This window comes from Kitasatospora sp. NPDC056076 (assembly GCF_042266305.1).
In the GTDB taxonomy this organism is placed as follows: Bacteria; Actinomycetota; Actinomycetes; order Streptomycetales; family Streptomycetaceae; genus Kitasatospora.
Genome location: NZ_JBHJWG010000092.1, coordinates 1 through 9644 on the forward strand (window position 1 = coordinate 1; position 9644 = coordinate 9644).

A 9644-nucleotide genomic window follows, 5' to 3' on the forward strand; every position below is an offset into this window, starting at 1 on the left:
GGTTACATTCCGAACCCGGAAGCTAAGCCTCACAGCGCCGATGGTACTGCAGGGGGGACCCTGTGGGAGAGTAGGACGCCGCCGAACAATCATTCCAAAAAGACCCCCTCCCATTCGGGAGGGGGTCTTTTTGCGTTACCCTCTGCCAATGCAGAACCTGACCCTGACCTGGCAGACCGCCGGGGGTGCCGCCGTCGTCCTCTACGGAGGCGCGTACGCCGCTGCGAGGGTCCGGAAACCGGGGGCGTCGGCGCTGCTGCGGGAGGCCGGCACGCTGCTGGCGCTGTTCGCGCTCTGGCAGCTGGTCGGGCACCTGTCGGTGATGAGTGCCGATCACGCGTTGGACCGGGCGGGCTGGATCCACCGGACCGAGCAGGCGATCGGCCTGCCGGACGAGGCCTCCTGGCAGGCGGCGGTCACGCCGTACCCGGTGCTGGTGCGGCTGGCGAACTACTACTACGCGGTGATGCACTTCGCCGTCATGCTCGGTGTGCTGCTCTGGGTCTTCCTGCGGCACCGGGAGCGCTACGCGTGGGTGCGCAACACGGTGGTGATCACCACGGCGGTCTGCCTGCTGGTGCAGTTCATCCCGGTGGCGCCGCCGCGGATGCTGCCGCAGAGCGGCTTCGTGGACGTGGCCGCGGAGTACGGGCAGTCGGTGTACGGCGGCGCGGTCGGCGGGGTGGTGGTGGCGGACCAGCTGTCGGCGATGCCGTCGGTGCACGTCGCCTGGTGCGTCCTGGCGGCGGTCGCGGTGGTGCGGGTGTCGCCGAGCCCGTTCCGCTGGGTGGTGGTGCTGCACCCGCTGCTGACGGTCGCGGTGGTCGTGGTGACGGCCAACCACTTCTGGGCGGACGGCATCGTCGCCGTCGCCATCCTGCTGTTCGCCTACGCCGTCCTGGCGCTGGCGGCACGGCGACGGGGCCGGGTCCCCGTCGAGACGGAGACCCGGCCCCGGGCCGGTGCCGAGGAGCGGCCCCAGCAGGTCGGTTGAGCCCCGGCAGGTCACTTGACCGGCAGGGCGACCTTCCCCCAGGAGCCGTTGCTCAGGCGGGAGGTGGCCCAGTACCAGGCGATGGCCCCGGAGACGGCCGCGACCCAGCCGGCGGCCTTGCCGAGGCCGCTGTAGCCGCCGAGGACGGCGATGGCGTCCAGCACGAGGGAGACGGTGAACAGGCCGTAGACGGCGCGGCTGAACAGGCCCGCGCCCCAGCTGGCGGCGGTGAGGCTGAGGGCGAGCAGGGCCCACAGCAGCAGGAACAGACCGGCGGCGTTCTTGCTCGCGCCGCCGGCCACCGACCAGGTCGCCCAGAAGGCGCCGAGGCTGGTGAAGGCGGTCCCGGTGAAGCCCTCGCCGCCGCGGAGCTGCCAGAGGCCCGCGATGAAGAGGGTGACGCCGCCGAGCAGGTGGGCGAGGTGGGCCGCGTCCCCGACACCGGTGCCGTGCAGGATCCCGGTGGAGAGCAGACCGTAGGCGAGCAGTGTCAGGCCGAGGGCGAGGTAGCCGAGGTTACCCGCGTCGGCTCCGGTGGAGCGGGCGTTCGTTGCCCCGGTAGCGTCGTTGCTCACCGGAGGCTCCTTTCACTCTGGGCGCGCGCAGGGCGCAGTGACGCTTGGTGTCGTTCCGATGAGTGGATGCGCGCGACCGCGCCGAGGGCGCACGGCTGTGAGCGTGCGCGGGCTGCGGTCAGAAGTGAGGTCAGAAGCGACGGGCCTGCGGAGAGCCGCTGGTCACGTCCCCGCCGGGGGATTCCCCGGCGAGATCGGTTTACCCGGCCCCGCTCGCTTGTACCCTTGTGAAGATAACAATTTGTGACGATGTCAGCCGGGGAACGCTCAGGTCTGGCGCTGGGTCGGAACCCGGAGCGTCAGGATCGCCATGTCGTCGGACGGCGGCTCGGGGGCGAAGCGCTCGACCGCGCGCTGCACCCGCATGGCGACCGCGCCGGCGGTCAGTCCGGTGCAGCCGGTGAGCACCTCGGCGAGGCCGTCGTCGCCGAGCATCCGCCGGCCTTCGCGGCGTTCGGTGACGCCGTCGGTGACGCAGAGCAGGACCTCGCCGGGCGCCAGCACCAGGTGCTCGGCGGTGAGTTCGAGGTCCTCCATGACACCGAGCAGCGGCTGCGGGGTGGCGGCCCGGTCGACCTGGCCGTCGGTGCGCAGCCGCAGTGGCAGCGGGTGGCCGGCGCAGACCAGGGACAGTTCGGTGCTGCCGTCCGGGCGGGGCGTCAACTCGCCGTAGAGCAGGGTGAGGAAGCGGCTGCGCGCACCCTCGTCCAGGATGGCCGCGTTGAGCCGGCGCAGCACCTGCGGGGCGTCCAGGCCCTCGCGGGCGAGCAGGCGCAGCGAGTGCCGGGCCAGGCCGGTGACGGAGGCGGCCTCGGGGCCGGTGCCGCAGACGTCGCCGATCGCGAAGCCGTAGGTGCCCTCGCGGATGGTGAACAGGTCGTAGAAGTCGCCGCCGACCTCGTTGCCCTCGCCGGCGGCCTGGTAGTAGACGTCCACCTCGACGCCCGGGATCTCGGGCAGGTCCGGCGGGAGCAGGCTGCGCTGCAGGGCCTGGCTGGTCGCGGTGCGCTCGGAGTAGAGGCGGGAGTTGTCGAGGGCCAGGGCGGCCCGGCGGGAGAGGTCCTCGGCGAGTTCGAGGATCTCCTGCCGGAACCGCACGCCGGCCGGGACGCCGAGGGCGAGCAGGCCGATCACCCGGTTGCGGGCGGTCAGCGGCAGGACGACGGTCTCGCCGAGCAGGCCGGCGAGTTCGGGGCTGTCGGTGAGGCCGCGGGCTCCGGCGGTCTCGGTGGGCGCGGTCCAGAAGCGGACGCCGTGGGTGGGCCCGGCCTCGGGGGCGGGGGTCTTGTCGAGGAGGTCGCGCAGGGGGTCGATCCGGTCCTCGTCCTCGTGCAGGACGAAGGCGAGGCCGGCCGAGGAGCTGTGGTCGCCGTTGGTGTAGACGGCGCACCAGGAGGCGAGGGTGGGGACGGCCATCTGGGCCATCAGCGCCAGGGTCTGCTCGTGTTCGAGGGTGCCGGCCAGCAGGTCGGAGGCTTCGACGAGGAAGGAGAGCGAGCCGCGGCGCAGCCGTTCGAGCTCGGTCAGCCGGGTGCTCTCGACGGCCAGGGCGACCCGGTCGGCGGCGAACTGGAGGCGCAGCGCGTCCTCGTTGTCGTAGCGGCCGGGGGCGGCGGTGGCGATGCCGAGCGAGCCGATCAGGCGGCCCTCGACCTTGAGCGGGACGGTGACCAGGGAGCGCATGCCGCTGCCGGTGAGCAGGGGCAGGCCGGTGGGGCGGGCGGCGAGGTCCTCGTGGACGGTGGGCAGCCGGGCGGAGTCGTAGCGGTTGCCGGTGCCCACCGGGAAGCGGGTGTGCCGGCGGTGCCCGGTGGTCAGGCCGGTGGCGGCGCGGACCTCGAACTCGGCCTCGTCGTCGGTGGTGAGCAGCAGGTAGGCGGCGTCCGCGTCGAGCAGGTCGCGGGCGCGTTCGACGGTGCGCTGGAGGAGGGTTTCGAGGTCGTCGGTGGCGACCGGGCCGGCCAGCAGGTCGAGCCGGGGACCGGCCTGGTCGGGGCGCTCGCCGGGCAGGGCGCGGGCGGGGGAGCGCAGGACGGCGCGGTCGGGTTCGAGGACGAGCAGGCAGAGGGTGGAGGCGACGCCCTCGGTGTCGCGCACGCGCACCTGGACGCCGTAGACCTCGACCTCCTCGCCGTCGGCCCGGCGTACGCCGTAGTCGCCCTCCCAGCGGGCCAGCCGGAGGGTGTCGGTGAGGCCGAGGCCGCGGCCGGGGGACTGCGGCCAGACCGCGAGGTCGGCCCAGGGGCGGCCCAGCACGGTGGCGGCGGGGTAGCGGAAGAGGGATTCGGCGTCCGGGTTCCAGGCCAGGACGCGGCCGTCCTCGTCGAGTTGGACGACGGCGACGTGCACCGGCCCGGGGCTGCTGGGCAGGTCGCTGCCGGGGGTGGCGGGGACGGCGTAGCGGGTGCCGGCCACGTGGGCGGGCAGGGCGAGCCGGAACCAGACGGTCTTCTGCCCGGCCGCGTACTCGACGCCCCAGCGTTCGGCGAGGGCGGAGCACATCAGCAGGCCGCGGCCGCCCTCGCCGTCGGGGTCGGCGAAGCGCTCGGAGGCGGACACCGGGCCGTCGCCGAGCGAGGGCAGGCCGCGCTCGGGGTGGTGGTCGGTGACCTCGATCCGGACGCTCTCCTCCTCGCGCAGGCAGCACACCTCGGCGGCGGTGCCGGCGTGCACGACGGCGTTGGTGACCAGTTCGCTGACCAGCACGACGGCGTCGTCGACGACCTCGGGCAGGCCCCAGCCGAGCAGCGCGTCCCGGACGAAGCCCCTGGCGGCGGCCGCGGACCGGCCGTCGGGGTCGAAGGTGGCGGCTGCGCGCGCGGTGACCACGTTGCCACTTCTCCTCTGCTGCTCTGGCCCTGACTGTCCGGGGCTCGTGCCGACCTTCCCGGGCGGGCCGTCGGGTGGGCGGCGTCGTCGGGTCGGGTCGTGGCCCGGTGCAGCGCTCCACCCTACTTTCCGCTTGGTTCCCCGTGGGGGCGGGGCGGCGAAACAGGCACCGGAGGGTGATTCTGCCCACCTGTTTCGGACGGTGCGGGGACAACCGTGGGCAACCAGCCGTATACCCGGCGCCGGTGCTGCCAGACTGGGGGGTCCGCGACGGCCGGTGGGAGCAGTACGGTCGTGTGGGTGCCGGTGGGCCGTGAGGTCCGGCCGGTACGCAGCCCAGCCGGGCCGGTGCCCGGTCCCGTGCCGTTCCGGCGCGGCGGTCACCGGACAGTACACACGATGTGGGAGGGGCCCGTTGAGTTCGGCCACCAAGGACGCCACCAAGGACGCCACCGGTACGACGCCGCAGGCTCCGCGCGGCGGGCGGGCCGGGGCCGCGCCGCGGATCGCGGCCGGCCGGCGAGCGGGCCACAGCCGCGGCGCGGAGCCCGCCGAGCTGCGCAAGCTGCTGGCCGCGCTCACCGCGATGCGGGACGGGAACTTCCGCCGCCGGCTGACGGTGCCGGGCGACGGGCCGTTGGCGGAGATCGCCGCGGTGTTCAACGAGGTCGCCGAGCGCAACCAGCACCTGACCGGTGAACTGGCCCGGGTGCGGCGGGCGGTGGGCCGCGAGGGCCGGCTGAACGAGCGGCTGGAGACCGGTGCGGGCGAGGGCGCCTGGATGGCGGCGGTCGACAACTGCAACGCGCTGATCGACGACCTGGCCCGGCCGATGGCCGAGGTGGGCCGGGTGCTGACCTCGATCGCCGAGGGCGACCTGGACCAGAAGATGGAGCTGCGCTCGCTGCACAGCAACGGGGTGAGCCACCCGTTGCGCGGCGAGTACCTGAGGATCGGCCGGACGGTCAACGGGCTGGTGGACCAGCTCTCCGAGTTCACCGACGAGGTGACCCGGGTGGCCCGCGAGGTGGGCACCGAGGGCAAGCTCGGCGGGCAGGCCAAGGTCCGCAGCGTGTCGGGCAGTTGGAAGGACCTGGCGGACTCGGTCAACACCATGGCCGGGCGGCTGACCGCGCAGGTGCGCAACATCGCCCAGGTGACCACGGCGGTGGCCAAGGGCGACCTGTCCCGCAAGGTGACCGTCGACGTGGCCGGCGAGATGCTGGAGTTGAAGAACACCGTCAACACGATGGTGGACCAGCTGAACGGCTTCGCCGCCCAGGTGACGACGGTGGCCAGGGACGTCGGCACCGAGGGCCGGCTGGGCGGTCAGGCGCAGGTGCCGGGCGTGGCCGGGGTGTGGCGCGAGCTGACCGACTCGGTGAACTTCATGGCCGACAACCTGACCGGCCAGGTGCGCAACATCGCCCAGGTGACCACGGCGGTGGCGCGCGGGGACCTCTCGCAGAAGATCGAGGTGGACGCGCGCGGCGAGATGCTGGAACTCAAGAACACCATCAACACCATGGTGGACCAGCTCTCCGGCTTCGCCGAACAGGTGACCAGGGTGGCCCGCCAGGTGGGCACCGAGGGGCGGCTCGGCGGGCAGGCCCAGGTGCCCTGGGCGGCCGGGGTGTGGCGGGATCTGACCGACAACGTCAACTTCATGGCGAACAACCTCACCGATCAGGTGCGCAACATCGCCCAGGTGACGACGGCGGTCGCCAAGGGCGACCTGTCGCAGAAGATCCAGGTGGACGCCCGGGGCGAGATCCTGGAGTTGAAGAACACCATCAACACCATGGTCGACCAGCTCTCGGCCTTCGCCGACGAGGTCACCCGCGTCGCCCGGGACGTGGGCACCGAGGGCATCCTGGGCGGCCAGGCCAGCGTGCCCGGGGTGTCCGGGACGTGGAAGGACCTGACCAACAGCGTCAACCTGATGGCCAACAACCTGACCAACCAGGTGCGCAACATCGCCGAGGTGACCACGGCGGTGGCCCGCGGCGACGTGTCGAAGAAGATCACCGTCGACGCCCGGGGCGAGATCCTGGAGCTGGTGACCACCGTCAACACCATGGTCGACCAGCTCTCCGCCTTCGCCGACGAGGTCACCCGGGTCGCCCGCGAGGTGGGCACCGAGGGCATCCTGGGCGGCCAGGCCCGGGTACGCGGGGTGTCGGGCATCTGGAAGGACCTGACCGACAACGTCAACTTCATGGCGTCGAACCTGACCGGACAGGTCCGCAACATCGCCGAGGTCGCCTCCGCGGTGGCCCGCGGCGACCTCTCCAAGAAGATCACCATCGACGCCCAGGGCGAGATCGCGACGCTCGCCGGGACGCTGAACACCATGGTCGACCAGCTGTCCGCCTTCGCGGTCGAGGTGACCCGGGTGGCCCGCGAGGTGGGCACCGACGGCACCCTGGGCGGTCAGGCGAGCGTGCCGGGCGTGGCCGGCATCTGGAAGGACCTGACCGACAACGTCAACCAGATGGCCAACAACCTCACCGGCCAGGTCCGCAACATCGCGCTGGTGATCACCGCGGTCGCCCGCGGCGACCTCTCGCAGAAGATCGACGTGGACGCGCGCGGCGAGATCCTCCAGCTCAAGACCAACATCAACACCATGGTCGACCAGCTCTCCGCCTTCGCCGACGAGGTCACCCGGGTGGCCCGCGAGGTGGGCACCGACGGGCGGCTCGGCGGCCAGGCCCGGGTGCCCGGGGTGGACGGCACCTGGCAGGACCTCACCGAGTCGGTGAACGAGCTGGCCAACAACCTGACCCGGCAGGTGCGCGCGATCGCCCAGGTCGCCACCGCGGTGACCAGGGGCGACCTGAGCCTGCGGATCGACGTGGACGCCGCCGGTGAGCTCGACGAGCTCAAGGACAACATCAACCAGATGATCGCCAACCTGCGCGAGACCACCCGGACCAACCAGGAGCAGGACTGGCTCAAGACCAACCTGGCCCGGATCTCCGGTCTGCTCCAGGGCCGCCGGGACCTGGAGGCCGTCGCCTCGCTGATCATGACCGAGCTGACCCCGGTGGTCTCCGCCCAGCACGGCGCCTTCTTCCTGGCCCAGCCGGCCGGGCGGACCGCCGAACTGATCACCGAGGACGACGACGAGAACGACACCGTGCTGCGCCTGATCGGCAGCTACGGCTACCAGCGGCGGGCGATGCCGACCACCTTCCGGCCGGGCGAGTCGCTGATCGGCCAGGCCGCGACGGAGAAGCGGGCGATCATCGTCAAGGAGGCGCCGCCCGGGTACCTCAAGATCGCCTCCGGCCTCGGCGAGGCCTCGCCGGCCCACATCGTGGTGCTGCCGGTGCAGTTCGAGGGCCGGCTGCTGGGCGTGATCGAGCTGGCCACGTTCAGCTCCTTCACCACCGTCGCGCTGGACTTCCTCAACCAGATCGCCGACCTGATCGGTGTCACCGTCAACACCATCAGCGTCAACACCAAGACCGAGGGCCTGCTGCTGGAGTCCCAGCGGCTCACCGCCGAACTCTCGATGCGGTCCGCCGAGTTGGAGGCGCGCCAGGAGGAACTGGAGCGCACCAACGAGGAGTTGCAGGAGAAGGCCGAGCAACTCGCCCAGCAGAACCGCGACATCGAGATCAAGAACAGCGAGATCGAGGAGGCCCGGCAGGTCCTGGAGGAGCGCGCCGAGCAGCTCGCCCTGGCCTCCCGGTACAAGAGCGAGTTCCTCGCCAACATGTCGCACGAGCTGCGCACCCCGCTCAACTCGCTGCTGATCCTGGCCAAGCTGCTCTCCGACAACAACGAGGGCAACCTCTCGCCCAAGCAGGTCGAGTTCGCCGACACCATCCACGGCGCCGGCTCCGACCTGCTCCAGCTGATCAACGACATCCTCGACCTGTCCAAGGTCGAGGCCGGCAAGATGGACGTCCGCCCGGCCCGGATCGCCCTGGTCCAGCTGGTCGACTACGTCGAGGCCACCTTCCAGCCGGTCGCCCTGGACAAGAACCTGGACTTCGCGGTCCGGGTCTCGCCCGCCCTGCCGGTCACCCTGCACACCGACGAGCAGCGGCTCCAGCAGGTGCTGCGCAACCTGATCTCCAACGCCGTCAAGTTCACCGACACCGGCGGCGTCGACTTCTCGATCAGCCCGGCCGGCCGGGACGTCCCCCAGCACGTGCGCGAGCGGCTGCTGGAGTTCGGCTCGATCCAGGGCCCGGACGAGGAGCTGATCGCCTTTTCGGTCTCCGACACCGGCATCGGCATCCCCGGCAACAAGCTGCGGGAGATCTTCGAGGCGTTCAAGCAGGCCGACGGCACCATCAGCCGCAAGTACGCCGGCACCGGCCTCGGGCTGTCGATCAGCCGCGAGATCGCCCGGCTGCTCGGCGGCGAGATCCACGCCGAGAGCGAGCTCGGCAAGGGCTCGACCTTCACGCTCTACCTGCCGCTGCGCACCGAGGCCCCGGACGCCGCCGCCGAGCGGCTCCTGGACCGCCCGGGCCCGGCGAACCCGCCCGCGCTGCGCGCCTCGGTCGGGGTGACCCCGGTGGGCCTGCCGGTGCCGGTCGGCGAGAGCCCGGCCGACCACTGGGCCCAGGAGGTCCGGGAGATGGCCGAGGAGCGCCGCCGCGGGGCGGTGGAGCGCCGCCGCAGCGCCGCCCTGGAGAGCGCCGCGCTGCCGCGGGCGGTGGAGCCCGCGCAGCAGCCCCGGCCGGTCCGCGCCGACACCCGCTTCGACGGCCAGCAGGTGCTGATCGTGGACGACGACGTGCGCAACGTGTTCGCCCTGACCAGCGTGCTGGAGCAGTACGGGCTGACCGTCCTGTACGCGGAGAACGGCCGCGAGGGCATCGAGATGCTGGAGCAGCACGAGAACGTGGCGCTGGTCCTGATGGACATCATGATGCCGGAGATGGACGGCTACGCGACCACCGAGGCGATCCGCCGGATGCCCCAGTTCGCCGGCCTGCCGATCATCGCGCTGACCGCCAAGGCGATGAAGGGCGACCGGGAGAAGTCCCTGGAGGCGGGTGCCACCGACCACATCACCAAGCCGGTGGAGACCGACCACCTGCTGTCGGTGATGTCCGAGTGGCTGAACGGCGACCGCGCGTGAGCGAGGCGCCTGGCGCGGACCCCCGGGGCCCCCCCCGGGGTAGCGCCAGCCCCCCGGGCGGGTTTGTGGGGGTGGCGGCCCGGGACCCCGGTGGGGGACCCATCCGTTGGAACCTGGGACCGACGGCGGCACCCAGGCG

General features: G+C 72.2%; 4 protein-coding genes and 1 rRNA gene. 3 read left to right on the forward strand and 2 right to left on the reverse strand.

The window, feature by feature from the left end:
• A 5S ribosomal RNA gene (gene rrf, locus ACFC1T_RS37625) occupies nucleotides 1-87 on the forward strand; the annotation flags it as partial.
• 61 nt (nucleotides 88-148) lie between these two features.
• Nucleotides 149-994, forward strand: coding sequence for a phosphatase PAP2 family protein (locus ACFC1T_RS37630; RefSeq protein ID WP_375897102.1), 846 nt, complete (start codon nucleotides 149-151; stop codon nucleotides 992-994).
• Between the two features lie 11 nt (nucleotides 995-1005).
• On the opposite strand, the gene ACFC1T_RS37635 is transcribed toward ACFC1T_RS37630, so the two are convergent.
• On the reverse strand, nucleotides 1006-1569 hold the full coding sequence (locus ACFC1T_RS37635; RefSeq protein ID WP_375897104.1) for a GPR1/FUN34/YaaH family transporter: 564 nt from the start codon (nucleotides 1567-1569) through the stop codon (nucleotides 1006-1008).
• A 267-nt stretch (nucleotides 1570-1836) separates the two neighbouring features.
• Nucleotides 1837-4398 (reverse strand): SpoIIE family protein phosphatase, encoded by a 2562-nt coding sequence (locus ACFC1T_RS37640; protein WP_375897106.1) that lies wholly within the window; start codon nucleotides 4396-4398, stop codon nucleotides 1837-1839.
• A 586-nt stretch (nucleotides 4399-4984) separates the two neighbouring features.
• Here ACFC1T_RS37640 and ACFC1T_RS37645 point away from each other — a divergent pair.
• Nucleotides 4985-9505: a HAMP domain-containing protein gene (locus ACFC1T_RS37645; protein WP_375897109.1), complete on the forward strand. Its 4521-nt coding sequence runs from the start codon at nucleotides 4985-4987 to the stop codon at nucleotides 9503-9505.
• Nucleotides 9506-9644: the final 139 nt, after the last annotated feature.

Bases quoted from the DNA above. Each gene is read 5' to 3' on its own strand.
- ACFC1T_RS37645 (WP_375897109.1), top strand. From the start codon at position 4,985: ATGCGGGACGGGAACTTCCGCCGCCGGCTGACGGTGCCGGGCGACGGG.
- ACFC1T_RS37630 (WP_375897102.1), top strand. From the start codon at position 149: ATGCAGAACCTGACCCTGACCTGGCAGACCGCCGGGGGTGCCGCCGTC.